Raw genomic sequence first — 23,452 nt, forward strand, 5'->3', positions numbered from 1 at the left:
CCGCAGGCGCCCCGCCGCTTCAGCTGAGTTCATTCTGATAATGATGGCGACTGGTCAGGTACAAGCCCCGGCGCAGTTCGACCGGCTTGTCGCCGTAGGTAAACGACACGCGCTCGGAACTGAGCAAGGGCGTGCCGAGATCGATATTCAACAGTTGCGCGGCGCCCGCGTCGGCGCACACGGCGCGGATCTGCTCGGACGCGCGTATCATGCGCGTGCCAAATTCCGTTTCGAACAGGCCGTACATGGGACCCTTGTACTCCACCAGGCGCTCGGCCGTCAGGCCTTTGAAGATCAGGCCGGGCAGCCACAGCTCCTCGACGATGGTCGGCACGCCGTCGAAATACTGCACGCGCTTGATGAAGATGACGGCATCGCCGGACTTCAGATCCATCAGGCGCGCCACGTCGGCCGGCGCGCGCACGCGCTTGACTTCGATAAATTTGCTTTCGGGATAATGCGGCACGCCTTCGTCCGGCACCAGGCGCAGGAAGCGGAAATGCGCGCGCGCCTCATGGTGGGTGGAAACGAAGGTGCCCTTGCCCTGGCGGCGCATGACGAGATTCTCGGCGGCCAGTTCATCGATGGCCTTGCGCACCGTACCCTGGCTGACCTTGAAGCGCCCTGCCAGCTCGACTTCGCTGGGAATCAGTTCGCCCGGCTTCCATTCGCCCGATTGCAGGCTCTGCGTGATGAGCGCCTTGATCTGCTGGTACAGGGGACTGAAGGTGGGCGATGCGGTCGCGGCAGGCACGGTCACGGCAGCAGTGGCATTCGCGCCGGCGACAGGGGCGGCGGCGGTGCTGGCTGCCGCGGCGACGGGCGTGGCCGGGGTGCCCGCGGTCGGACTGACCGCCCCGCTTGCAGCAGTGGCATTGTTGGTCAGATTGGACGAGGCGGAATTCATAGTCCGACATTTCAACACAAATCACTGCCCGCGTCCAGTAAAACACACGCAGTTATCTGTCTTATATAAGACATAAGATATGATTGACAGATAGGGATCAGAGGCCTAAACTGCCCTCGATAAAACTTGTGAGCCAGCGTTTTATGTTGTCGGCCAGCCACTCTGGCCTCATGCAGCACAAGCGTGACGGCAGCGTACACCAGCAATTCGGTGGCGCGGGCCGGTTTTGGTATCATTATAGTTTTTCCGGATAAGCGTAAGCCCAGCTTCAAGCCCGTTTTCTTTCCCATTTTTGGAGATTCATCATGGCTAAAACCCCAATGCGTGTTGCAGTGACCGGCGCCGCCGGCCAGATCGGCTACGCCCTGTTGTTCCGCATCGCCAATGGCGACATGCTCGGCAAAGACCAGCCTGTCATCTTGCAACTGCTTGAAATCCCGGACGAAAAAGCCCAGAAGGCGCTCAAGGGCGTGATGATGGAAATCGACGACTGCGCCTTCCCGCTGCTGACGGAAATGACCGCCCACTCCGATCCGCTGACCGCATTCAAGGATGTCGATGTGGCCGTACTGGTTGGCGCGCGTCCACGCGGCCCAGGCATGGAACGCAAGGACCTGCTGGAAGCGAACGCCCAGATCTTCACGGTGCAAGGCAAGGCGCTCGACGCCGTCGCTTCGCGCAATGTCAAAGTGCTGGTGGTCGGCAACCCTGCCAACACCAACGCCTACATCGCCATGAAATCGGCGCCATCGCTGCCAGCGAAAAACTTCACCGCCATGCTGCGCCTGGACCACAACCGCGCGCTGTCGCAAGTCGCTGCCAAGACCGGCACCGCCGTGAAAGACATCGAGAAGCTGACCGTGTGGGGCAACCACTCGCCAACGATGTACGCGGACTACCGCTTCGCCACCGTGAACGGCAAGGCTGTCAAGGACCTGATCAACGACCAGGAATGGAACGCCAACGTGTTCCTGCCTACCGTCGGCAAGCGCGGCGCGGCCATCATCGAAGCGCGCGGCCTGTCGTCGGCAGCGTCGGCAGCGAACGCCGCCATCGACCACATCCATGACTGGATGCTGGGCACCGCCGGCAAGTGGACCACCATGGGCGTTCCTTCGGATGGCTCGTATGGCATCCCTGAAGGCACCGTGTTCGGCTTCCCGGTCACCACCGACAACGGTGAGTACACCATCGTTCAAGGTCTGGAAATCGATGCATTCTCTCAAGAGCGCATCAACCTGACCCTGAAAGAACTGACCGAAGAGCGCGAAGGCGTGAAACACCTGCTGGCCTAAGTCCAGTGTTGGCGGCGCGGCAATGCGCCGCCCGCCAAGAAGGCCGCTCCGCGAGATTCGCGGCGCGGCTGTTTTCTCAAGTAGTTTTTACCTGCAGAAATGCCTTAAGCATGCACCCTTCCGAGGTTTTATTCCAAGGCAAACGCCAGCCGCTGTTGCTCGCCGCTTGCGACCACTACGCCGGCTCTGAAAAGCTGATGCGTAAATCGATTGCTTTGCAACAAGAGCTTGGCCCCCTGTTCGACATCACGTTCGACTGCGAAGACGGCGCCAGCGCCGGCAATGAAGAAGCCCACGCCCTGATGATCGCCGGCCTGCTGGCCAGCGACGAGAACCAGTTCAACCGCATCGGCGTGCGCGTGCACGACGTCGACAGCCCGTTTTTCGTGCGCGACGTGGAAATCATCTGCAGCGCCGCGTCCCGCCTGGCCTACATCGCCGTGCCCAAGGTGGCCGGCGTGCAGGACGCCATGCTGGCCATCGACCTGATCAACCTGCACGCGCGCCGCGCCGGCCGCGACAACCTGCCCGTGCACATCCTGATCGAGACGCATGGCGCGCTGCGCGAAGCCTACGCCATCGCCGCCCTGCCCCAGGTCGAATGCCTGTCCTTCGGCATCATGGATTTCGTTTCGGCCCACTACGGCGCCATTCCCGCCGCCGCCATGCGCACGCCGGGCCAGTTCACGCACCCGCTGGTGGTGCGCGCCAAACTGGAAGTGGCGGCCGCCTGCCACGCGCACGGCAAGGTGCCGTCGCATAACGTGACGACGGACGTGCGCGATTCGGCCGTGGTGGCCAACGACGCCCAGCGCGCGACAGCCGAGTTCGGCTACACGCGCATGTGGAGCATCCACCCGGACCAGATCAAGCCCATCATCAAGGCCTTCACTCCGCGCCTGTCCGAAGTCAACGAGGCCAGCAACATCCTCAATGAAGCGCTGCGCGCCAACTGGGGACCGATTGCGCAAAATGGCCGCTTGCACGACCGCGCCAGCTACCGATATTATTGGACCGTTTTGCAACGCGCCAAACTGGCGGGCCTCGGCCTGCCCGAGGCGGCCGCTGCATTACTTAACGCCCCCTCTTCCAGCACCACTGAAAACTGACAGGAATTACACGATGTCCCTCTCCAAATTAGCAATTGCCTGCAGCGTCGCGCTGGGCGCCATGACCCTCACGCTGGCGCCAGCCAGCTTCGCCGCCACGGCAGAGGCAAATCCCAAGGCCGTCAAGGCTGTCAAAGCCAAGCCAAAGGCCAAGACCAGCAAGGCCAAGGCAGCCGCCAAGGAAGCCCATCCGCTGGCCATGTCGGTCGCCGACAAGGAAGAATCGGACGAACCGGACACCGCCGGCTCGGCTTCCACCGATTTCAATTGCGAACTTGGTAATAAAATTACCATCTACACCAATGCTACTGACGACAAACACATCGCCCTGCGCTGGAAGAAGCGCCTGCATCGCCTGAGCCGCGTTGGAACCACCACCGGCGCCAACCGCTTCGAGAACCGTCTGTACGGTCTCGTGTGGATCGGCATCCCGGCCAAAGGCATGCTGCTCGATTCCAAGCAGGGCCGCCAGCTGGCCAATGAATGCAAGGATGCGGAGCAAGCCAAGCCGACGGCAGTGGTGGAAGCCGCGCCATCGCTGGGCGTGCTGCCGGCGACCGGCGGCTGATGTGCGTAGCAAGGGCCTCTTCGGGGGCTCAGTCATGTTTTGTAATTTGAATAATCAATAAATAGACGATACCCAACAAGGAGAGGTCATGTCCCGCAACACTCTGAACACGCTCAAGGACTTTAATATTTCGGATAGCAAGAAGGGCAAGCTGTACTCCCTGCCTGCGCTGGAAAAAAGCCTGGGCATCAATGTCTCCCGCCTGCCAGTGTCGATTCGTATCGTGCTCGAATCGGTATTGCGCAACTGCGACGGCAAAAAAGTCACCGAAGAACACGTCAAGCAATTGGCGAGCTGGGGCCCGACCGCCGAGCGCACCGACGAGATCCCGTTCGTAGTGGCGCGCGTCGTGCTGCAAGACTTCACCGGTGTTCCTCTGCTGGCCGACCTGGCGGCGATGCGCAACGTGGCCGCCAAGATGGGCATCAACGCCAAGAAGATCGAACCGCTGGTACCGGTCGATCTGGTGGTCGACCACTCTGTCACCATCGATCACTACCGCGAAAAGAAAGCGCTGGACCTGAACATGAAACTGGAATTCTCGCGTAACAACGAGCGTTACCAGTTCATGAAATGGGGCATGCAGGCATTCGACACCTTCGGCGTCGTGCCACCAGGCTTCGGCATCGTTCACCAGGTCAACCTGGAATACCTGGCGCGCGGCGTGCACCACGCAGGCAAGAAAGCCGGCGACGTGTACTACCCTGACACCCTGGTCGGCACCGACTCGCACACCACCATGATCAACGGCATCGGCGTGGTCGGCTGGGGCGTGGGCGGCATCGAGGCGGAAGCCGGCATGCTGGGCCAACCGGTCTACTTCCTGACGCCTGACGTCATCGGCGTGAACCTGTCGGGCGCGCTGCGCGAAGGCTGCACCGCCACCGACCTGGTACTGACCATCACCGAATTGCTGCGCAAAGAAAAAGTCGTCGGCAAGTTCGTCGAATTCTTCGGCGAAGGCACGGAATCGCTGACCCTGACGGACCGCGCGACGATCGCCAACATGGCACCGGAATACGGCGCGACCATGGGCTTCTTCCCGGTCGACGAAGCGACCATCGATTACTTCAAGGGCACCGGCCGCAGCAAGGCTGAAATCGCCGCGTTCGAAGGCTACTTCAAGGCGCAAAACCTGTTCGGCGTGCCAAAAGCCGGCGAGATCGACTACACCCGCGTGGTGGAACTGGACCTGGCGTCGGTCGCTCCGTCGCTGGCCGGCCCGAAACGCCCGCAAGACCGTATCGAAATCGGCAACGTCAAGGCGAACTTCGCCGAGCTGTTCGCCAAGCCAACCACGGAAAACGGCTTCAACAAGAATCCGGCCGACCTGGCTGCCGTGTACGAAACGACGAACGGCGTGAAAGTGTCGAACGGCGACGTGCTGATCGCCGCGATCACCTCGTGCACCAACACCTCGAACCCGAGCGTGATGCTGGCCGCCGGCCTGCTGGCCAAGAAAGCCGTGGAAGCCGGCCTGAAAGTCGCGCCGCACATCAAGACCTCGCTGGCCCCTGGCTCGCGCGTCGTGACCGAGTACCTGACGGCCGCCGGCCTGCTGCCCTACCTGGAAAAACTGGGCTTCGGCGTGACCGCCTACGGCTGCACAACCTGTATCGGCAATGCGGGCGACCTGACGCCTGAGCTGAACGCAGCCATTGCCACGCACGACATCGTCGCGTCGGCCGTACTGTCGGGCAACCGCAACTTCGAAGCGCGCATTCACCCGAACATCCGCTCCAACTTCCTCGCCTCGCCACCGCTGGTCGTCGCTTACGCCATCGCCGGCAACATGACGCGCGACCTGATGACGGAACCGGTCGGCAAGGGCAAGGGCGGCAAGGACGTCTACCTGGGCGACATCTGGCCGACCTCGGCTGAAGTGTCGGCCATGATGAAGTTCGCCATGAACGCCAAGGTGTTCAAGGACAACTACGCCGACGTCAAGGGCGCACCAGGCAAGCTGTGGGAAAAAGTCACGACCGTCTCCGGTCAAGTCTACAACTGGCCAAAATCGACCTACATCGCGGAACCTCCGTTCTTCGACAACTTCTCGATGACGCCAGCGGCAGTGGCCACCGGCATCGAAGGCGCGCGCGCACTGGGCGTGTTCGGCGATTCCATCACCACCGACCACATCTCGCCAGCCGGCTCGATCCAGGAAAACGGTCCTGCAGGCAAATGGCTGAAGGAAAACGGCGTCCTGAAAGCGGACTTCAACTCCTACGGCTCGCGTCGCGGCAACCATGAAATCATGATGCGCGGCACGTTCGCCAACGTGCGTATCAAAAACCGCATGATCCCTGCCAAGGCAGACGGTTCGGCGGTCGAAGGCGGCATCACGATTCACCAGCCTTCCGGTGAAGAAATGTCGATCTACGACGCAGCGATGAAGTATGTTGCTGAAGGCACGCCAACCATGGTCTTCGGCGGCGAAGAGTACGGTACGGGCTCGTCGCGCGACTGGGCGGCAAAAGGTACGCAACTGCTGGGCGTGAAAGCCGTGATCACCCGTTCGTTCGAGCGTATCCACCGCTCGAACCTGGTGGGCATGGGCGTGCTGCCGCTGCAATTCATCGGCGACGACAGCGTGCAAACCCTGGGCATCACGGGCAAGGAAACCTTCGACCTGAAAGGCCTCGAAGGCGAAATCAAGCCACAGCAACTGGCTACCCTGGTGATCCACCGCGCCGACGGCAGCAGCCAGGAAGTCAAAGTCCTGCTGCGCATTGATACGCCGATCGAAGTCGATTACTACAAGCATGGCGGTATCCTGCCATTCGTGCTGCGTCAACTGCTGGCCGAGTAATCAGCCCAGCTGTGATGCAAGATCGAAGCGCCGGTTCCGACCGGCGCTTTTTTTCGTCCCTGCATCCCGTTCCGACTTGAAATTTCGACTATTGGCATGATCTAAGGACAGCTTACGTATTGCGTGCGGCTGAATCCTCTACAATACGGTTATAAGGGTTTATCATTGTTTGACTGATCCATTTTTTTCACTTTCCGAGACTCTTATCCCGCTATGCGTCGTCCTTCCAAAGATTCATCCCATAAACTGACTGCCGACAGCCAGCGCCTGGTCACCTTTGCCCAGGCGATCGTACAGGCAGCCAGCCGTCTCGAAGAGCGGTCCTGGGAACACAGCCTGGATACGCAGCTCCAGAAATTACTCAAAACCGGCCACCAGGACACCATCGACAACACCCTGGGCAGCCTGTTCAAGGATGACTTGAACGCCTACGACGTGCTGATGGACTGCGTTGAAGCCGTCAGCGAATCGACCGTCATCACGCATGAAGACGTGCGCTACGACGCCCTGCTCGTCGCCGTGCCCATCCTCGCGTGGACGCGCTTTTCCATCGCTTCCGGCCCCATGGCCGGCGACGCGCACGGCGTGCTGTCGGCGCATTTCGCCGCCCACCTGCTGGCCGACGGCACGAAGATGGCCATGGCCCCAACGCTGTATTCGATCGACCAGCTGCCGCGCAGCCACGTCGAAACCTATGCCAAGACGCAAAAGCTGGCCCTGGCCGCCCTGAAAGGCACGGCCGTCAAGCCCTCGGGCAAAGAAGCGGAAACGGCGCCCTTCCTGGCCGATACGCGTTACCTGCTGGTGGCCGTGGTGGCGCCAAGCGGCGCCCCGCTGTTCCGCTGGCAGACACCGGCCAGCCAGCTCGACTTCATCGCCGAACGCAGCGCCGCCCTGGAACAATGGCGCACGCAGGCCACGCCGACGTTCGCCCGCCTGCTGCCCGGCTGCGGCCTGGAATTGCTGCTGCCGGAAGCGTATTACGTGGCATGCCGCGAAGCGGACAAGCTGATACGTCCCGTCTCCGTACGGGCCGCCGTGCACTACCTGACGCATACCCTGGCCATCGAGCCGTCGGAACTGCGCGCCGTCATCGCCGGCTTCGGCGAGGAAGCGGCCGACGGCCAGGTGGACGAGTACCGCATCGCCTTCACCCTGCGCCAGGCGCCGGACGTCATCTACGGCATCGTCTGGCCTTTGTACGGCCAGGAAGACGAGGATGGCACGCCGATCGAAGGCCTGATCCAGGTCGGCATCGCCGCGCTGGACAAGCAAAAGACGCCCGTCGATGAAATCATCGAGCACCTGAACGCCGCCGGCGTGACGCAGATCAAGCGCCACGCGGAACGTTTTGTCGGTGAATACTGCGACGATTGCGGCGCGCCTCTGTTTGCCGATCCTGTCGGCGAGCTGGCGCATGCGGAAATGCCGGAAGATACGCCGCAAGGCACGGAACACTTCCACTGATGCTGTAAAGGCATGGTCGGATTACGCCGTACCGGCTAATCCGACCTACGATGCCGGTATGGGCTGTAGGTCGGATTAGCGCGCGGCGCGTAATCCGACAACACCACCAGCGCATACAAAAAAAGGCGGAACCTCGGTTCCGCCTTTTTCATTGCAACGTCATTTACAACACCATCACCACTGTGAAAACGGGTGGCGGATCAAATTCGCATTGTAATAGCGCGCATCGCCCGAGACTTCCGCGCCGATCCACTCAGGTGTCTCGAAGGGCTGGTCTTCCGAAGCCAGCTCGATCTCGGCCACCAGCAGCCCGGCATTGGCGCCGAGGAACTCGTCGACTTCCCACACCATGCCCGCGTGTTCGATGCGGTGGCGATACTTTTCGATCAGCGGCTGTTCGCACAGGCCGTCGAGCAGTTCGGCGGCGTCGGCCAGCGGAATCGGATACTCCCACTCGCCGCGCGTGGCACCCACGTTGGCGCCCTTGATGGTCAGCATCGCCTGTTCGCCCTCGATGCGCACGCGCACCACGCGTTCGCGCGCGGACGACAGATAGCCCTGGCGCAGCAGCACCGCCTGCCCCAGGCCGCGCCAGGCATCGCCGGCCAGCAGGAATTTACGCTCGATCTCGACGCCCATGATCAACGCCGTTCAATCCAGCGACAGCAGGATAGGCTGCAGCATGGCCGCGCCCAGTGCCGCGCTGCGCGCGCCGTTCCAGCCCACGGCCGGATCCGGCAAGTCGGCGTTTTCCTTGAACGGCATTTCCAGGGTCAGCGCCAGGCAGCCGAAGTGGTGGCCGATGTATTTCGACGCCAGGGTCAGCATGTCCGACTTGTACTTGCTGGCGGCGTAGCCGAACTTGTCCTGGAAGTCGGGGCTGGCCTGCTTGTAGCGCTCGATGAAGGCCTTCTGGTGCGCCGCTTGCGCCGGCGTGAAGTTTTCCAGCATTTCATTGCCGGCCACAAAGTTGTACGGCAGCGCTTCATCACCGTGGATATCGAAGAACATGTCGACGCCCGTTTCGTGGATCTTGTTTTTCACGCACAGCACTTCCGGGCTCGATTCCAGCGAAGGCGTCATCCATTCGCGGTTCAGGTTGGCGCCTGCCGCATTCGTGCGCAGGTTGCCGCGGATGGAGCCGTCCGGGTTCATGTTCGGCACGATGTGGAACACGGCGCGCTGCAGCAGTTTGCGCGCGATCGGGTTGGCGTCGTCGAGCAGCGAGTCGATCAGGCCTTCGACGAACCATTCAGCCATCGATTCGCCCGGATGCTGGCGCGCGATGACCCAGATTTTCTTTTCCGCTTGCGGGTTGCCGATGGTGACCATGTTCATGTCGCGGCCGTCGACCGTGCTGCCCAGGTCGGATACGCGCGCCAGCGGATGCTCGGCCACTTCGCCCAGCAGGCGCAGATGGCGCTCCCACGAATACGGTTCGAAGTAGGCGTAGTACACGCTGTCGAGTTCCGGCGTGTGCGAAATCGTCATGACCTGGCCGTCGAACGAGGTCGGCACGCGGAACCAGTTTTCGCTGTCGTAGCTGGCCACGGCCTGGTAGTCTTCATAGCCGGCCGGATAGGTGGCCTGGCCCGCGTTCAGGAAGCGCATCGTGCATGCCTGGCCGCGCGCGCCCTGCAGGCGGAAGTGGAACCACTGGTGGATGTCGGCGTGACTATCCTTGCGCAAGTTCAGGTCGATGGCGCCGGCATTGGTGGCGCTCACCACGTCGATGGCGCCCGAGTCGAAGTTCTGGCTGATTTTAATGGTCATGTAATGATCCCGTCCGAATGTAAGTGTTCCGGCGTTGCCTCGTGGGCCAGCGCCGTTGCGCTAAAAAACGCAGTGTAAGCTATCCCGCTATTTTCCGCCCTTTGACCCCGTTCGCAAAGCCGGCCAAGTAATTTATGCACCATTCCGGGGCATCGATGGAAAAGTGCCTGGCAAAAGCGCGAAAAATCGGTCCACTGTCGCATCTACCGGACAAAAAACTGAATTGTAACAATGCCAGAAACATTGGCGGCCCCTCGGCCCCCTATAATTCCTGCTTTCATAGAGTCGCCAGGAAAGAGTCGTGGACAAGAAGCTGACCAATATTCAGGAAAGAAAATTACGCGAGGCGCAGGCGCGGCGCGAGCACATCATCGACGTCGTCAAAGACCTCATCAAGAAAGGCGGCGCGCGCGCCGTTTCCATCCGCAAGGTGGCCGAGGCGGCCGGCTTTTCCACCACCGTCGTGTATGCCCTGTTCCGCGACAAGGCCACCTTGATCGCCCAGGCCATGGACAAGGACTTGCTGGAACTGGTGCGCGCCATGCGCACCGCCTGCGACACCAGCATTGACCCGTGGGAACGCATCAGCCTCGTCGGCCGCGCCTACATCGAGTACGGCTTCCAGCATCCCGATGAGTATTCGCTGATTTTCATGGAACTGCGTCCGCACGCGGAAGTCGACGCCGTCGACGTCGAACACGGCAATATCGAGCAAGACCCGTATGCCTACGCACTGCACCTGTTCGGCGAACTGGCGCACGCGGGCCAGGTACGCCAGGACGAGCTGGCGCTGCACACGATGACGCAAATCTTCTGGCAGTCGCTGCACGGCCTCGTGTCGCTGCGTATCGTCATGGATGCGGGCGACCCATGGACGCCGCACCCGGAAATGAACGCGCATATCGACGACTTGCTCGCCGTCGTCACGGCAGGCATCCGCCTGCGCTTTGCGCCCGTTTCCTGACGTCTGATCCAGCGCAAACCGCACCCGTCAAAAAAGCGGACAGTCGGGTGAAGCCGCCTGCGCTGATACGGCGCGGTTCGCGCGAAGGAGTGCGACATGAACGGTGGTCCACCGACCTGCCCTGTCTTGATGCTGGCGAAGCTTACTGCGCTGCCAGCATGCTCTGCGTTTCCTGGTAGCGCGCATGCCACGACAGCGCTTGCTCCAGGATATGCGGCGTATGGCCGCCGCGCTGGCATGCCGCATCGTAATAGGCACGCAGCTGCGCGCGGTAATCGGGATGCGTGCAGCGCTCGATGATCAGCGGCGCCCGTTCACGCGGCGCCAGGCCGCGCAAGTCCGCAAAACCCCATTCCGTCACCAGCACGTCGACGTCATGCTCCGTATGGTCCACATGCGAGACCATCGGCACGACGCTGGAAATACGCCCGCCCTTGGCCGCCGATTTCGACACGAACATCGACACTTGCCCATTGCGTGCGAAGTCGCCCGAGCCGCCGATGCCGTTCATCATGTGCGTGCCGCACACGTGCGTGGAATTGACGTTGCCGTAGATATCGAACTCGAGCGCCGTGTTCAGCGCGATGATGCCCAGGCGGCGCACAATCTCGGGATGGTTGCTGATCTCTTGCGGACGCAGCACGATCTTCGCGCGGTAATGGTCGATATTGTCCATCAGCTTCTGGTGCACGGCGGCAGACAAGGTGATCGACGAGGCCGAGGCAAACGCCAGCTGGCCCGAATCGAGCAGCTCGATGGCGCTGTCCTGCAGCACTTCCGAATACATCGTCATGTTCTGGAAGGGCGAGCCGATCAGGCCATGCAGCACGGCGTTGGCGATGGTGCCGATGCCCGCCTGCAGGGGCAGCAGTTCCGGCCCCATGCGTCCGGCCGCCACTTCGCCTTGCAGGAAGGCGATCACGTGGCCGGCGATCGCCTGCGTTTCCGCGTCGGGCGGCAAGGCGTTCGACGGGCTGTCGGGGCTGTCCGTGATGACGATGGCGGCGATGCGGGCCGGGTCGATGGCGATGGCCGTGCTGCCCAGGCGCTGGTCGACGCGCGTGAGGGGAATCGGCTCGCGCCCCGGCAAGGTTTGCGGTATATAAATGTCGTGCAAGCCTTCCAGCGCCAGCGGCGTGGACAGGTTGATCTCGATGATCACCTGCGTGGCCTGCTGGGCAAAGGCGGCGGAGTTACCCACCGACATGGTCGGGATGATGGCGCCGGCCGCCGTGATGGCTGTTGCTTCGATGACGGCGATATCGACGGCGGCCAGGTTGCCCGAACGCAGCTGCTCGGCCGTCTCCGACAGATGCTGGTCGATGAACATGACTTCACCATCGTTGATCTTGCCGCGCAGCACAGGGTCGACCTGGAACGGCATGCGGCGCGCCAGCACGCCCGCCTCGGCCATCAAACCGTCGCTGCCATTGCCCAGCGAAGCGCCCGTGATCAGGGTCAGGCTTAATGGATCTTGCAGGGCGCGCTCGGCCAGCGCGCGCGGCAGGGCCTTGGCGTCGCCGGCACGGGTAAAGCCGCTCATGCCGACACGCATGCCGTTGTGGAATAATTTGGCTGCCTCATCGGCGCTCATTATTTTGCCGAGCAAGCCCGGGTGGCGGATACGGTCCTCGTACATCTGATGCTCCTGATCTTCTTCATATTCTCAAACTGGATGGCTGTCATACACCAGCCCCATAAGTGGAATCAGTATAAAATCGCGGTCACATGCATGGCATGAATTAATTTCGCCACATCCAGTCGATATTTTCATGCCTTGCCAACGCCGAGCACCCTCTTGGATATCCGTTCCCTGCGCTATTTCGTGGAAACCGTGCGCCTGTCGAGCTTTACGCAGGCGGCCGAATCGCTGCACCTGACCCAGTCGACCATCAGCAAGATGGTGCGCCAGCTGGAAGACGAGGTGGGCGCGCAGCTGCTGGTGCGCGACGGGCGCAAGCTGACCCTGACGGACACGGGCCGCATCGTCTACCAGCACGGCCAGGAAATGCTGGCCAATATGCGCCAGCTGACGCTGGAAGTGCGCGACACGCAAGCCTTGCAGCGCGGCAGCCTGACGGTCGGCATCCCGCCCATGATCAATGTGCTGTTTACGCCCGTATTAAAGGCGTTTCGCGCGCGCCATCCGAACATCAGCCTGACACTGCAGGAAGACACGGGCCAGCAGATCGAACGCCAGGTGGCGGCCGGCGAGCTGGAAATCGGCATGACGGTGCTGCCGGCCGACCCGGAACTCGATCTGGTGGCCGTGGAAGTGGCCAGCTACCCGATCTGGGCCCTGGCCGAGCCGGGCACGTTCCAGAAAAACCGCACAACCCTGCCCTTCAAGGCGCTGGCCGACTTGCCGCTGGTGTTATTGAAGGATGATTTCGCCCTCACGCGCAGCCTGCGCCAGCATTTCGTGCAAGCTGGCTTTGCGCCGACGATCGCGGCCCAGAGCGGGCAATGGGACTGGCTGGTGGCGATGGCGTCGGCGGGCCTGGGCGTGGCCCTGCTGCCCGAGCCGTTCATCCACCGCCTGGCCGGCGAACCGCTGGAGGCTGTGCGCATCGTCGAGCCGGAGGTGGCGTGGCAGGTGGCGCATATCTGGAGCGGGCGCTATCTGTCGCACGCGGCGCGCGCCTGGCTCGAGGTATGCCAGGACGTGCTGGGCACGCCGTTCGCGCACTGACGCAAAAAAGGGTGGCCGAGGCCACCCTTTTGCTTGATCACGCCACCTTGCTTACTTGGCGCTGTCGTTGTACATGCTGGCGTACTTCCAGCCGAAGTACAGAATGAAGGTGTAGCACACGGCCGGCACGAGGAAGGACAGCTGCAGGTTGATGTGGTCGGCCAGGAAGCCCTGGATGAACGGCACGATGGCGCCGCCGACGATGGCCATGCACAGGATGCCCGAACCTTGTCCCGTTTGCGCACCCAGCTTGTTCAAGGCCATGCTGAAGATGGTCGGGAACATGATGGAGTTGAACAGGCCGACGGCGATCAAGGCCCACATGGCCGTGTGACCACTGGAGAACACGGCGACGAGGATCAGCGCGATGACGACGGCGGCGTTGAAGGCCAGGGTCTTGCCCGGGCTGACATAGCGCATCACGGCAAAGCCGACGAAGCGGCCCAGCATGGCGCCACCCCAGTAATAGCTGACGAAATAGGCGGCGTCGGCGTGGCTAAGGCCAGCGATATGGCTCTCGCCCAGGAAGTTGATCAGGAAGCTGCCGATGCTGACTTCACCGCCCACGTACAGGAAGATGGCCAGCGCGCCCAGCACCAGGTGGCGGTGCGACCAGATCGATACCTTGTTGCCATCGTGCGCCAGGGCGGCCGCATCATCGGCATGCGAAATCTTCGGCAGTTTTGCCAGCGCAAACAGCACGGCCAGGATCACCAGGGTGGCGGCCAGCACCAGATACGGGCCTTGCACGGAAGCGGCTTCCTTGGCGCGGTAAGCCAGCTGCTCGGCCGCCGGCAGCAGGTCGAACTGCTGCACCGTCAGCACGGTGCCCGACAAGATCAGCATGCCGCCCAGCGCAGGCGCCACGGTGGTGCCCAGCGCGTTGAACGCTTGCGTCAGGGTCAAACGGCTCGACGCCGTCTGCGGGTCGCCCAGTTCCGTCACGTACGGGTTGGCCGCCACCTGCAGCACGGTGATGCCGGCCGCCAGGATGAAGAAGGACAACAGGAACAGCGCATAGCTGCCGGTCGACGCCGGGTAGAACATGGCGCAGCCGGCGGCCGCGATCAGCAGGCCGGCGACGACGCCGCGCTGGTAGCCGATTTTCTTGATCAGCATGCCGGCGGGCAGCGAAACGATGGCGTAAGCGCCAAAGAAGCAGAACTGCACCAGCATCGCCTGCACATACGTCAGGGTGTAGATCGAGCGCAGATGGGGAATCAGCACATCATTGAGCGATGTCAGCAGTCCCCACATGAAAAACAGCACCGTGACAATGATCAGGGCGCCCGTATTGTTTTGCGTGCCGGCCTGTGCGGACGGTACGCCCTGGCCTTGCTTTACGTATTCCATACCTTCTCCATTTTTCAATTCCAAGTTGATCTTGCCAGGCATGGAAGCGTTTCCACCCGGGCAGCACCAGGACGCGCAAGCATCACGCAGATATCAGCGTGGGCCATGACTGCCATCAGTAAAACAGGGGCAGGCATGGCGCTACTTGCGCGCGGCAGGCGCACGGCCGACCGTTTCTCGCCAAAATGATGTCTTGTGGGCGCGGCACGCCTTCGGGCTGCGTCAGAAAACAACATTCAGGACAAAACAGTCTTGTAGTAAAACTACGATACTGCGCCCGCATTATGCCTTAAAGCCCCGTATTGCGCAGCTTTCCCGCCTGTTATTCTAAAAATGAATAGCCGACATTTGAAATCAAAAGTAGCCTTATAACTTGGAATCGCTATACTTATATTGCAGTGCAGCACAACGCGGCACGCCACTCAAAGGAGTCTGCCATGTCTACCGCATTTACTTACCACACCACGCAAAACAGCAATATCGTCGCCACCCTGGTCCACGCCGCCAAACGTGTTGGCGCCTGGCTGAACCACAGCAGCGACCGCCGCGAACGCGCTTACGAAGAAGCCTACCTGGCCGAATCGACGGACCGCTACGATCTGGAATACCGCATGCGCGAACTGGCCCGTGCCAACCCGCAGCCAAGCTGGATGAGCGGCCTGAGCCGTTAAGAGTGACGCAGTACCCAGTCGCTCACCGGCTGTTGCAACATCGATAGCGCCATCCTGCTCGCCTTGCGCTTGAGCACAGGATGGGCTATACAGGCGGGATGCACACGCCCATCACCATTCTCGCCATCGCCGGCAGCCTGCGCGCTGCCTCGCTGAACACCGCCCTGCTGCGCGCCATCGCCGGGCTTGCGCCATCGCCATTCGACATCCGCATCTATCAGGGACTCGGGCAATTACCGCTGTTCAATCCCGACCTCGACGCCGACAGCTTGCCGGCCGTGACTGGCCTGCGCGACGCCATCCTGGCGGCCGACGTGCTGATGCTGGCCAGCCCCGAATACGCGCACGGCGTGAGCGGCCCCATGAAAAACGCGCTGGACTGGATGGTGGGAAATGAATCGTTCATCGACAAGCCGCTGGTGCTGCTGAACGCCTCGCCGCGCGCCAACCATGCGCAGGCGGCCCTGCGCGAAACGGTGCGCACCATGTCGGCGCGCCTGATCGACGAGGCCTGCATCAGCCTGCCCCTGCTGGGGTCGGGTCTCGATGCGGAAGGCATCGCCGCGGACCCGGCATTGCGCCGGGCCATCTTCGATATGTTGCAGTGCATCAGGTCATTTTCATGACCTTCTGCACGTTTCACTATCAATTCATCTAGTTTTACTACGTACTTCTACGGACCGCTCAATGCGGAATCATGCCGGTGAACACGTAGGCCTGCAGCATGGTGATGATGCCGATGATGACGGCAAACAACAGACTGTGCTTCAAGGTAAAGCGGAACAGGTCCGATTCCTTGCCCACCAGGCCGGTCGCCGCGCAGGCGACGGCGATCGACTGTGGCGAGATCATCTTCGCCGTCACGCCGCCCGTCGTATTGGCCGCCACCATCAGGGTGTCGGACACGCCGATCTGGTGCGCCGTCGTATTTTGCAGGGAGCAGAACAAGGCATTCGACGAGGTGTCGGAACCCGTCAGGAAGACGCCCAGCCAACCCAGGAATGGCGAGAAGAACGGGAAGGCGGCGCCGCTGCCGGCCAGCAGCAGGGCCAGGGTGGACGACATGCCCGAGTAATTGGCGACAAAGGCAAACGCCAGCACCAGGCCGATCGACAGCACGGGACGGCGCAACTCCATGATCGTTTCCACAAACGCCTTCCAACCCTCGCGCGGCTTCATGCGCAGCATCAGCATCGACAGCACGGCCGTCAGCAAGATCGCCGTACCCACGGCGGACAGCAGATCGAGCTTGAACACGGCGTCATACGCCTTCGGCTCTACCACGATGGGCATGGTCTTCATCACCAGCTTGTCGAGGTAGGGCACGTGGATCTTGATGACCAGGCCAGACAAGGCGCCGCCAGCGGCAAACAACGCCTTGAAGCCCGGCAGGCTCCACACGGTGACGATGGCCGTCAACAGGCCGAACGGCGCCCAGGCGCGCATGGTCTGCGCCATCGTGTAGGGCGAGGCGGCGCGGTTGCCGGCGCCGCGCACGGCCGCAGCACCGCCCGCACCGCCGAAGCCGGACAGCGCGGCCACGCCGCCGCCGACGGCATGCGCCACTTTCGCATTCTTCGGCTGCCACACTTTCAGGAACAGGGTCAGCGACACCAGGCTGACGAGGGCCGAGGTGATGTCCGGCAGTTCAGGACCGATATGGTTCGACGTGAAGTACTGGGTGACGGCAAAGCTCAAACCCGTCACCAGCGCGGCCGGCCACACTTCGCGCACGCCGCGGAATCCATCCATCATGAAGACCAGCCAGAATGGCACCAGCAGCGACAGCAGCGGCAACTGGCGGCCCGCCATGGCGCCGATCAGGAAGGGGTCGATGCCCGTCACCTGGCCCGCCACGATGATGGGGATGCCCATGGCGCCGAAGGCCACGGGCGCCGTGTTGGCGATCAGGCACAGGCCTGCCGCGTACAGCGGGTTGAAGCCCAGGCCCACCAGCAAGGCCGACGTGATCGCCACGGGCGCGCCGAAACCGGCCGCCCCTTCCAGGAAGGCGCCGAAGGCAAAGCCGATCAGCAGCACCTGCAGGCGCTGGTCGTCCGTGACCGACAGCACGGAGGCGCGGATGATGTCGATCTGCCCCGTTTTCACAACGATCTTGTACAGGAAGACGGCCGTGACGATGATCCAGGCGATGGGCCACAAGCCGTACGCAAAACCGTAGCCGGCCGCCGCCAGCGCCTGCGGCACGGGCATGCCGTACGCGAAGATGGCCACAGCCAGCGCCAGCGCCAGGGTGACTGCGGCCGCCACATGTCCCTTGATGCGCAGCGCCGCCAGGGCGATGAAGAAGAAAATGATGGGAATGGCTGCCGCCAGCGACGACAGCCACAAGCTGCCGAGCGGTGTATAAAGTTGGGTCCAGGTTTGCATGTCGGGTCTCCTCCGGTGGATGCGGGTTGATTGAAAAACGGCTTTGCTCTATTTTTTTTGCGGCGTATTTTTCTGTGGGGGCCGGCGCTACTCTTCCTGGCCCCGCGCGTTCAGCATGTCGGCCAGGCTGCGCGGCGCCGGCGTCAAGGGCTTGCGGTGCTGCGTCCAGCCCAGCTGCGCGCGTGGCGTCAGCATGCGCAGCCGCGTGGCGGCCCAGCGGAACAGCCGGTAGCTGGCGGGCCGTGCGAAGGCGCCGCTCCAGAAGCGCCAGATCAGGCTTTCGCCGCGGCTGAACTTGGCGCCCTGCCCGCGCAGCGGATGGCTGACTTCCTCATGCGGATTGCGGTTCGCTTCCGTGCGCAGGCGCACCAGCAGCTGGGGAATCGGGATGCGCACGGGGCACACCTCGCCGCAGGCGCCGCACAGGCTCGACGCGGTGGCCAGGTCCGCCGTCGCATCGAGCCCCAGCAAGTGGGGCGAAATGATCTTGCCGATCGGCCCCGGATACGTGGTGCCGTAGGCGTGGCCGCCGATGCGCGTATAGACGGGGCAGTGGTTCATGCAGGCGCCGCAGCGTATGCATTGCAGCGTGGCGCGCAATTGCTCGTCGGCGTAGGCCTGGCTGCGGCCGTTGTCGAGCAAGACCAGGTGCACTTCGCGCGGCCCGTCCTTTTCACCGGCGCGGCGCGGGCCGGAAATCAGGTTGAAATACGTGGTGATGGCCTGCCCCGTGGCCGAACGCGTCAGGAGGCTGGCCAGCGGCACGATGTGTTCGAGCTTGGCCACCACTTTTTCCATGCCCATGATGGCGATGTGCACGTCCGGCACGGACGTCGTCAGCCGGCCATTGCCCTCGTTTTCCACCAGCCACAGGGTGCCCGTGTCGGCCGCCGCGAAATTCACGCCCGACAGGCCGATGTCGGCCTCGACGAAGGCCTGGCGCAGGGCGCGCCGGCCCGTCTGGATCAGGCTGTCGACGTCTTCCGTGTAGGGCGCGTCGGGGATATGCTCGGCGAACAGGCCGGCGATGTCGGCCTTCGTCTTGTGAATGGCCGGCATGACGATGTGCGACGGCTTTTCGCCGGCCAGCTGCACGATGTACTCGCCCATGTCCGATTCCAGGCACGTCATGCCGCGCGCTTCCAGGTAGTGATTGAGCTCGATTTCCTCGCTGGCCATCGACTTGCCCTTGATGAAGCGCGTCGCCCGATTTCTCTCGGCGATGGCGTGGATGATGGCGTTGGCCTGCTCGCCATCCTCGGCCCAGTGCACCTGCACGCCGGCCGCCGTCAGCCGCTCTTCCAGTTGCACCAGCAAATCGGGCAGGCGCGCCAGCGCGTGCCGGCGCACGGCTTCGCCGATATCGCGCAGGCGTTCCAGTTCGTCGCCGTCGGGGAATTGCGCCGTGCGCTTGTCCTGTAAAAAATCCATGGCGCCGCGAAAGCTCTGGCGCAGTTTCGGGTCGTCCAGCGCGGCGCGGGCGCGCGCATGGAAGTTCGCCGGTGTGACGAATTGCAGGGGCTTGGCGTTCATGGCTGGCCTCCTTCATGGGCAGATAAATCATCGATGATCAGCACCCACAACCAGCGCGGACCATGCGCGCCATAGGCCAGCGTTTGCTGGATATCCGACGTTTTCGAGGGGCCCGACACCAGCACCAGGTTGGCCGGCATGCCGTCCATCCAGCGCTCGCCGCGCGCCGCCGCGTGCAAGTCCACGTGCAAGGTGCTCGCATGCACGAGGCAGATATGCAGGGGCGGCGCCAGGGACACCGTGCGCGGCGTGGCCGCATCGGGCGCGATGACGAGGGTGCCCGTGGCGGCGATGCCGGAACGCGCGACGGTAAATCCCGCATCGACGGTGTCGAACAATTCGCCCTTCCACTGCGCCAGCGGACGCGCGAAAGACAGCGTTTCCACGCCAGCCGGCAAGGCGGCCTCCAAGGCCTGCCCTTCGGCGCTGCCGGTATCGAGCAGCAAACGGCGCACGCCGTGTTCGCCGAGGCGCCGCGCCAGCAAGGCGGGCCAGGTGTCCACGCCGACGCAATCGACCTCCGCATGCGAGGCGCGCAAGGCTGCCTGCATGGCGGCGATCCTGTCCCGTGCCGACAGCGGTGACGCGGCGCGGCGCGCCAGGTAATGCTGGTCGATGGCCATATCGATGATCTCCACCGCTTCGGGTGCGGAAGGGGCTGCGGCGCGCAGGCGTCCCAGCATGCGTTCGCGGGCGGTCAATGACGTACTCATGGCGCGCCTCCCGTGCGGCGCCACAGGAAGCTGGCCAGGTGCTCGACGGGCAGCGGCGCGCCCTGGTGCTGGGCGGCGTGGCCGATATTGAGGAGGCAGCCGCAGTCGGCCGAGACGAGCCGGTCGCAGCCCGTGGCGCAGGCCGATGCGATCTTGTCACTGACCATGGCGCCGGAAATATCGGGGTGTTTTAGCGAGAACGTGCCGCCGAAGCCGCAGCATTCCGATTCGCGCTGGTGTTCGATGCGGGTCACGCCGGGCAAGGCGTCGACCAGGGCCACGCCGTGCAGACGCGTGCCCATTTCACGGCGCGCACCGCACGAGGTATGCAGCACCACGTTTTCATCGGCCTGCCCTGCGGCAGCCATGCCGGCCAGGTCAAGCTGCAGCACGCAGACAAGAAATTCGCTCAGTTCATACACGCGCTCGGCCAATTCCGCCGCCTTGGGGCCGGCGACGGGATCGTCCTGGAACAGCTGCGGCCAGTGGTGGCGCATCATGCCGGCGCAGGAACCGGACGGCACGATCACGGGCCACGGCTGCGCAAACAGATCCAACTGGGCGCGGGCCACGGCGCGCGCCTGTTCCGGGTTGCCGCTGCTGTAGGCGGGCTGGCCGCAGCAGCTCTGGCCGCGCGGATAATGCACCAGCAAGCCTTCCCGTTCCAGCAGGCGCACGGCATCGAGTCCCGCCTGCGGCACGAACAGGTCGACCAGGCATGTGGCGAACAGGTACACCTGGAGCGGTGCGGACGGATAGCGGCGCGGCTGGCGCGGGTCTGGCTGCATGAGTGTGTCTCCCCGGCGCTCTGTGTGTTGCTACGGCGCCGCTGTGTGTTGTTAAGAATGACCGGTTCACGCATAATTCCAGCTTCCGCGAGCCACTTCAAATTGCTCGGACCACTTTAAAACAACACCGGAAGACAGCGATGGCGACAGGCATGCAGACGCGGGGCAGGGTCGAGATGGTGATGCGCCGGCTGGAAACGGCCCTGCTGGACGGCAGCTTGCCGGCGGGCGCGCAGCTGCCGGCCGAGCGCCTGCTGGCGCAGCAATATGAGGTTTCGCGCAACACCGTTCGCGAAGCCGTACAGCGGCTGGCGGCGCGGGGCCTGGTGCGCAGCCGGCGCGGCGCCGGCGTATTCGTGACGGATCAATTGCGCACCGGCATGGCGTCGCCGTGGAGCCAGCTGGTGGCCGACCACCCCGCCCTGCGCGACGACATCCTGGAATTTCGCCGCGTGCTGGAAGGGGCGACGGCCTACTTTGCGGCGCAGCGGGCCAGCGGCGACGAGCGCGCGCAAATCATGGCGTTGCTGGCCGAGCTGGAACAGGCGCGCGCCAGCGACGACAAGCACGGCGAGGCGCAGGCCGATGCCCGCCTGCATGAAGTCATCGCGCAGGCGTCGCACAACACCATGTTTTTGCACTTGCACACCAGCATCATCGGCATGCTGCGCGAACACATCACCATCAATGGCACGGGCTTGCGCCAGCAGGACGACGCCACCTCGCTGCACCTGCTGTCGCAGCACCGCACCTTGTGCGTAGCGATCTGCGCCAGCCAGCCGGAAGAGGCACGCACGGCCATGCAAAGCCACATCGATTTCGTGCGCACGCGCGTCACGAGCGATGACGATTGACACCACTGGTAGGACCAATGCCCAGGACCAGTACAAGCGCACAGCGGCCGCAAAAACTGCTAACATCGCGCGCCGCCAACTGATCCCTCTGCCATGACCGTCCTCGCCCACACCCATCCGCTGGTGCGCCAGCTGGAAAACGACTTGCTGCCCCTGTTCCGCGCCGCCCTGCCCGCACTCTCGGTCGCCGCGCCACGGGCGCTCGCCTCCGTCTTCGCCTTTTCCAGCGGCACGGCCAGCGCTTTCCAGGATTATCACTTCGGCATTTCCTGCCTGCTCGAAGATGTTCCCGACGATGCCCCGGAAGAAGTCGCCCTGCTGGTCAGCGTCACGGGTCTCGAGTCGGGAGCCCGGCTCAGCGCCCAGGTCGTCTGGGGCCAGCCATCGGGCCGGGTGGAAATGCAGGCCGATATGGATGCTGGCGACCTGGAAGCCTTGCATGCGGCGCTGCCCGGCTTGCTGGCAGGCTTGCAACAGACGGCCAGCCGTGGCAGGCCGCAAATGTGACAGGCGCATGAAAAAGTGCCAGGAAACAACAACTTACGCTTTCCGCAGCGCAACTTTATTGACTTCCACTAGCCCCAGCCCCTATCCTTTCGGTTACGTTTGGTGAGAATGTGTGCCTGTTCATGCGGGCATGCAGACAAGCCGCCTTGCCTTCACAAAAGTCCATTCCGCATTTTTATTGCAACCATCAGGGCAACGCGCCTGGACGGCCGCTGCCAGCAAATACGGAGCTGACTGTCATGCCATCGCACCACCATTTTCCTGCCACATCCTTGCTCGGCTGCCTCTTCTTACTGGCCGCCGTGCCCGTGCAGGCGCAGAGCACGGACAGCACTGCCGCCACCTTCAGCGCCAATGCCAGTCTCACCTCGCAATACATTTCGCGCGGCTTTCGCCAGACCTGGGGCAAACCGGCCCTGCAGGCGGGGGCCGACTACGCGCACCCGAGCGGCTGGTCGCTGGGCACCTGGGCTTCCACCGTCAGCGACCGCTATATCGAGGATGCGACCGTCGAATGGGACTTGTACGGCGGCTACAGCGGCACAGTGGGCGAATTCGGCTACAGCGTGCTGGCCTACTATTACAAATATCCGGGCGCCGTCTACCGCGCCACGGGCGTGAAATACGACTATGGCGAACTGTCACTGGGCCTCAGTTACAAGATGCTGTACGCCAAGTACAACCGCACAGTCACGCGCGACTTCTTCGGCATCACGAATGCGCGCGGCACGGGCTACCTGGACGTGGGCGCGAATGTCGACCTGGGCAATGCCTGGAGCTTGAACCTGCACGCCGGAAATGGCCGGGTGGCGGGCACGGGCAATGCCATGTGGAACTGGCGCGACGCCAAGGTCGGCGTCACCCGGGCCTTCGACGGCGGCTGGAGCGCCAGCGCCGCACTCACGCGCGCCTGGGGCGCCACCGATGCCTACGACCATTACACCCTCGGCATCCCGAATGCGGCCGGCCAGTTCGACACGTCAAATCCCGCCGCGGCCACCTTCGTGCTGGCCATCAGCAAGACGTTCTAGGCGCGCCATCCGCGACGTCCATGACAC

21 protein-coding genes are annotated in these 23,452 nt (G+C 63.1%); 12 read left to right on the top strand and 9 right to left on the bottom strand.

Annotated elements, in window-relative coordinates; genetic code table 11:
• Window positions 1-19: 19 nt before the first annotated feature.
• On the bottom strand, window positions 20-907 hold the full coding sequence (locus GYK42_RS21785; RefSeq protein ID WP_166449169.1) for a GntR family transcriptional regulator: 888 nt from the start codon (window positions 905-907) through the stop codon (window positions 20-22).
• A gap of 305 nt (window positions 908-1,212) precedes the next feature.
• On the opposite strand from GYK42_RS21785, the gene GYK42_RS21790 reads away from it, so the two are divergent.
• The 5 genes from GYK42_RS21790 to GYK42_RS21810 all read left to right on the top strand — a co-directional run bounded on the left by GYK42_RS21790 (window position 1,213) and on the right by GYK42_RS21810 (window position 8,155).
• Entirely contained in the window at window positions 1,213-2,202 is a 990-nt protein-coding gene (locus tag GYK42_RS21790; RefSeq protein WP_034752084.1) for a malate dehydrogenase, read from the top strand.
• Window positions 2,203-2,312: 110 nt separating this feature from the next.
• Window positions 2,313-3,311, top strand: a complete 999-nt coding sequence (locus tag GYK42_RS21795) for an HpcH/HpaI aldolase/citrate lyase family protein (RefSeq protein WP_166449170.1) — start codon at window positions 2,313-2,315, stop codon at window positions 3,309-3,311.
• Window positions 3,312-3,324: 13 nt separating this feature from the next.
• Window positions 3,325-3,879, top strand: a complete 555-nt coding sequence (locus GYK42_RS21800) for a hypothetical protein (protein ID WP_046685733.1) — start codon at window positions 3,325-3,327, stop codon at window positions 3,877-3,879.
• Window positions 3,880-3,967: 88 nt separating this feature from the next.
• A complete protein-coding gene (gene acnA, locus GYK42_RS21805; RefSeq protein ID WP_034752089.1) occupies window positions 3,968-6,688 on the top strand; it encodes an aconitate hydratase AcnA in 2,721 nt (906 codons plus the stop codon).
• A gap of 213 nt (window positions 6,689-6,901) precedes the next feature.
• Window positions 6,902-8,155 (top strand): DUF2863 family protein, encoded by a 1,254-nt coding sequence (locus tag GYK42_RS21810; protein WP_166449171.1) that lies wholly within the window; start codon window positions 6,902-6,904, stop codon window positions 8,153-8,155.
• A 174-nt stretch (window positions 8,156-8,329) separates the two neighbouring features.
• On the opposite strand, the gene GYK42_RS21815 is transcribed toward GYK42_RS21810, so the two are convergent.
• Together GYK42_RS21815 and GYK42_RS21820 are read right to left on the bottom strand one after the other, a co-directional pair.
• Complete coding sequence (locus tag GYK42_RS21815; RefSeq protein WP_166449172.1) at window positions 8,330-8,794, bottom strand: CYTH domain-containing protein; 465 nt, start codon at window positions 8,792-8,794, stop codon at window positions 8,330-8,332.
• Window positions 8,795-8,806: 12 nt separating this feature from the next.
• Window positions 8,807-9,928: a M14 family metallopeptidase gene (locus GYK42_RS21820; RefSeq protein ID WP_166449173.1), complete on the bottom strand. Its 1,122-nt coding sequence runs from the start codon at window positions 9,926-9,928 to the stop codon at window positions 8,807-8,809.
• A gap of 301 nt (window positions 9,929-10,229) precedes the next feature.
• Here GYK42_RS21820 and GYK42_RS21825 point away from each other — a divergent pair, with 301 nt between their 5' ends.
• On the top strand, window positions 10,230-10,892 hold the full coding sequence (locus tag GYK42_RS21825; protein ID WP_166449174.1) for a WHG domain-containing protein: 663 nt from the start codon (window positions 10,230-10,232) through the stop codon (window positions 10,890-10,892).
• 142 nt (window positions 10,893-11,034) lie between these two features.
• On the opposite strand, the gene GYK42_RS21830 is transcribed toward GYK42_RS21825, so the two are convergent.
• A complete protein-coding gene (locus GYK42_RS21830; protein WP_166449175.1) occupies window positions 11,035-12,531 on the bottom strand; it encodes a succinate CoA transferase in 1,497 nt (498 codons plus the stop codon).
• 159 nt (window positions 12,532-12,690) lie between these two features.
• On the opposite strand from GYK42_RS21830, the gene GYK42_RS21835 reads away from it, so the two are divergent.
• Entirely contained in the window at window positions 12,691-13,584 is an 894-nt protein-coding gene (locus GYK42_RS21835; RefSeq protein WP_138829167.1) for a LysR substrate-binding domain-containing protein, read from the top strand.
• Window positions 13,585-13,635: 51 nt separating this feature from the next.
• Here the strand turns inward: GYK42_RS21835 and fucP are convergent, their stop codons facing one another.
• A complete protein-coding gene (fucP, locus tag GYK42_RS21840; protein ID WP_166449176.1) occupies window positions 13,636-14,937 on the bottom strand; it encodes an L-fucose:H+ symporter permease in 1,302 nt (433 codons plus the stop codon).
• A 437-nt stretch (window positions 14,938-15,374) separates the two neighbouring features.
• Between fucP and GYK42_RS29755 the strand changes: the two genes are divergently transcribed.
• Together GYK42_RS29755 and GYK42_RS21850 are read left to right on the top strand one after the other, a co-directional pair.
• Window positions 15,375-15,608 (top strand): DUF3563 family protein, encoded by a 234-nt coding sequence (locus tag GYK42_RS29755; protein ID WP_131688218.1) that lies wholly within the window; start codon window positions 15,375-15,377, stop codon window positions 15,606-15,608.
• Window positions 15,609-15,706: 98 nt separating this feature from the next.
• Window positions 15,707-16,234 (top strand): NADPH-dependent FMN reductase, encoded by a 528-nt coding sequence (locus GYK42_RS21850; protein WP_166449177.1) that lies wholly within the window; start codon window positions 15,707-15,709, stop codon window positions 16,232-16,234.
• A gap of 58 nt (window positions 16,235-16,292) precedes the next feature.
• On the opposite strand, the gene GYK42_RS21855 is transcribed toward GYK42_RS21850, so the two are convergent.
• From GYK42_RS21855 to GYK42_RS21870, 4 genes are all read right to left on the bottom strand, one after another.
• Entirely contained in the window at window positions 16,293-17,999 is a 1,707-nt protein-coding gene (locus GYK42_RS21855) for a lactate permease LctP family transporter (protein ID WP_166449178.1), read from the bottom strand.
• 87 nt (window positions 18,000-18,086) lie between these two features.
• A complete protein-coding gene (locus GYK42_RS21860) occupies window positions 18,087-19,532 on the bottom strand; it encodes a LutB/LldF family L-lactate oxidation iron-sulfur protein (RefSeq protein ID WP_166449179.1) in 1,446 nt (481 codons plus the stop codon).
• Window positions 19,529-20,245 carry a LutC/YkgG family protein gene (locus tag GYK42_RS21865; RefSeq protein ID WP_166449180.1) on the bottom strand — a complete coding sequence of 239 codons (717 nt, stop codon included), beginning with the start codon at window positions 20,243-20,245 and terminating at the stop codon, window positions 19,529-19,531. The genes GYK42_RS21860 and GYK42_RS21865 overlap by 4 nt, the downstream gene beginning before the upstream one ends.
• The gene (locus GYK42_RS21870) at window positions 20,242-21,033 is read right to left on the bottom strand and encodes a (Fe-S)-binding protein (protein ID WP_166449181.1); all 792 of its coding nucleotides are present in this window, start codon (window positions 21,031-21,033) and stop codon (window positions 20,242-20,244) included. Before GYK42_RS21870 ends, GYK42_RS21865 begins: the two co-directional genes overlap by 4 nt.
• Before the next feature lie 140 nt (window positions 21,034-21,173).
• Between GYK42_RS21870 and GYK42_RS21875 the strand changes: the two genes are divergently transcribed.
• From GYK42_RS21875 to GYK42_RS21885, 3 genes are all read left to right on the top strand, one after another.
• Complete coding sequence (locus GYK42_RS21875; RefSeq protein ID WP_240943700.1) at window positions 21,174-21,887, top strand: FadR/GntR family transcriptional regulator; 714 nt, start codon at window positions 21,174-21,176, stop codon at window positions 21,885-21,887.
• A gap of 93 nt (window positions 21,888-21,980) precedes the next feature.
• Window positions 21,981-22,394: a hypothetical protein gene (locus GYK42_RS21880; RefSeq protein ID WP_166449182.1), complete on the top strand. Its 414-nt coding sequence runs from the start codon at window positions 21,981-21,983 to the stop codon at window positions 22,392-22,394.
• A 239-nt stretch (window positions 22,395-22,633) separates the two neighbouring features.
• Window positions 22,634-23,425, top strand: a complete 792-nt coding sequence (locus GYK42_RS21885) for a TorF family putative porin (RefSeq protein WP_240943701.1) — start codon at window positions 22,634-22,636, stop codon at window positions 23,423-23,425.
• Window positions 23,426-23,452: the final 27 nt, after the last annotated feature.

Source organism: Janthinobacterium lividum, assembly GCF_011601275.1.
GTDB lineage: Bacteria > Pseudomonadota > Gammaproteobacteria > Burkholderiales > Burkholderiaceae_D > Janthinobacterium > Janthinobacterium lividum_E.

Excerpts from the sequence above, each read along its gene's own strand:
- GYK42_RS21785 (WP_166449169.1), bottom strand. The coding sequence starts at position 907 with ATGAATTCCGCCTCGTCCAATCTGACCAACAATGCCACTGCTGCAAGC.
- GYK42_RS21790 (WP_034752084.1), top strand. The coding sequence starts at position 1,213 with ATGGCTAAAACCCCAATGCGTGTTGCAGTGACCGGCGCCGCCGGCCAG.
- GYK42_RS21795 (WP_166449170.1), top strand. The coding sequence starts at position 2,313 with ATGCACCCTTCCGAGGTTTTATTCCAAGGCAAACGCCAGCCGCTGTTG.
- GYK42_RS21800 (WP_046685733.1), top strand. The coding sequence starts at position 3,325 with ATGTCCCTCTCCAAATTAGCAATTGCCTGCAGCGTCGCGCTGGGCGCC.
- acnA (WP_034752089.1), top strand. The coding sequence starts at position 3,968 with ATGTCCCGCAACACTCTGAACACGCTCAAGGACTTTAATATTTCGGAT.
- GYK42_RS21810 (WP_166449171.1), top strand. The coding sequence starts at position 6,902 with ATGCGTCGTCCTTCCAAAGATTCATCCCATAAACTGACTGCCGACAGC.
- GYK42_RS21815 (WP_166449172.1), bottom strand. The coding sequence starts at position 8,794 with ATGGGCGTCGAGATCGAGCGTAAATTCCTGCTGGCCGGCGATGCCTGG.
- GYK42_RS21820 (WP_166449173.1), bottom strand. The coding sequence starts at position 9,928 with ATGACCATTAAAATCAGCCAGAACTTCGACTCGGGCGCCATCGACGTG.
- GYK42_RS21830 (WP_166449175.1), bottom strand. The coding sequence starts at position 12,531 with ATGTACGAGGACCGTATCCGCCACCCGGGCTTGCTCGGCAAAATAATG.
- fucP (WP_166449176.1), bottom strand. The coding sequence starts at position 14,937 with ATGGAATACGTAAAGCAAGGCCAGGGCGTACCGTCCGCACAGGCCGGC.
- GYK42_RS29755 (WP_131688218.1), top strand. The coding sequence starts at position 15,375 with ATGTCTACCGCATTTACTTACCACACCACGCAAAACAGCAATATCGTC.
- GYK42_RS21850 (WP_166449177.1), top strand. The coding sequence starts at position 15,707 with ATGCACACGCCCATCACCATTCTCGCCATCGCCGGCAGCCTGCGCGCT.
- GYK42_RS21855 (WP_166449178.1), bottom strand. The coding sequence starts at position 17,999 with ATGCAAACCTGGACCCAACTTTATACACCGCTCGGCAGCTTGTGGCTG.
- GYK42_RS21860 (WP_166449179.1), bottom strand. The coding sequence starts at position 19,532 with ATGAACGCCAAGCCCCTGCAATTCGTCACACCGGCGAACTTCCATGCG.
- GYK42_RS21865 (WP_166449180.1), bottom strand. The coding sequence starts at position 20,245 with ATGAGTACGTCATTGACCGCCCGCGAACGCATGCTGGGACGCCTGCGC.
- GYK42_RS21870 (WP_166449181.1), bottom strand. The coding sequence starts at position 21,033 with ATGCAGCCAGACCCGCGCCAGCCGCGCCGCTATCCGTCCGCACCGCTC.
- GYK42_RS21875 (WP_240943700.1), top strand. The coding sequence starts at position 21,174 with ATGGCGACAGGCATGCAGACGCGGGGCAGGGTCGAGATGGTGATGCGC.
- GYK42_RS21880 (WP_166449182.1), top strand. The coding sequence starts at position 21,981 with ATGACCGTCCTCGCCCACACCCATCCGCTGGTGCGCCAGCTGGAAAAC.
- GYK42_RS21885 (WP_240943701.1), top strand. The coding sequence starts at position 22,634 with ATGCCATCGCACCACCATTTTCCTGCCACATCCTTGCTCGGCTGCCTC.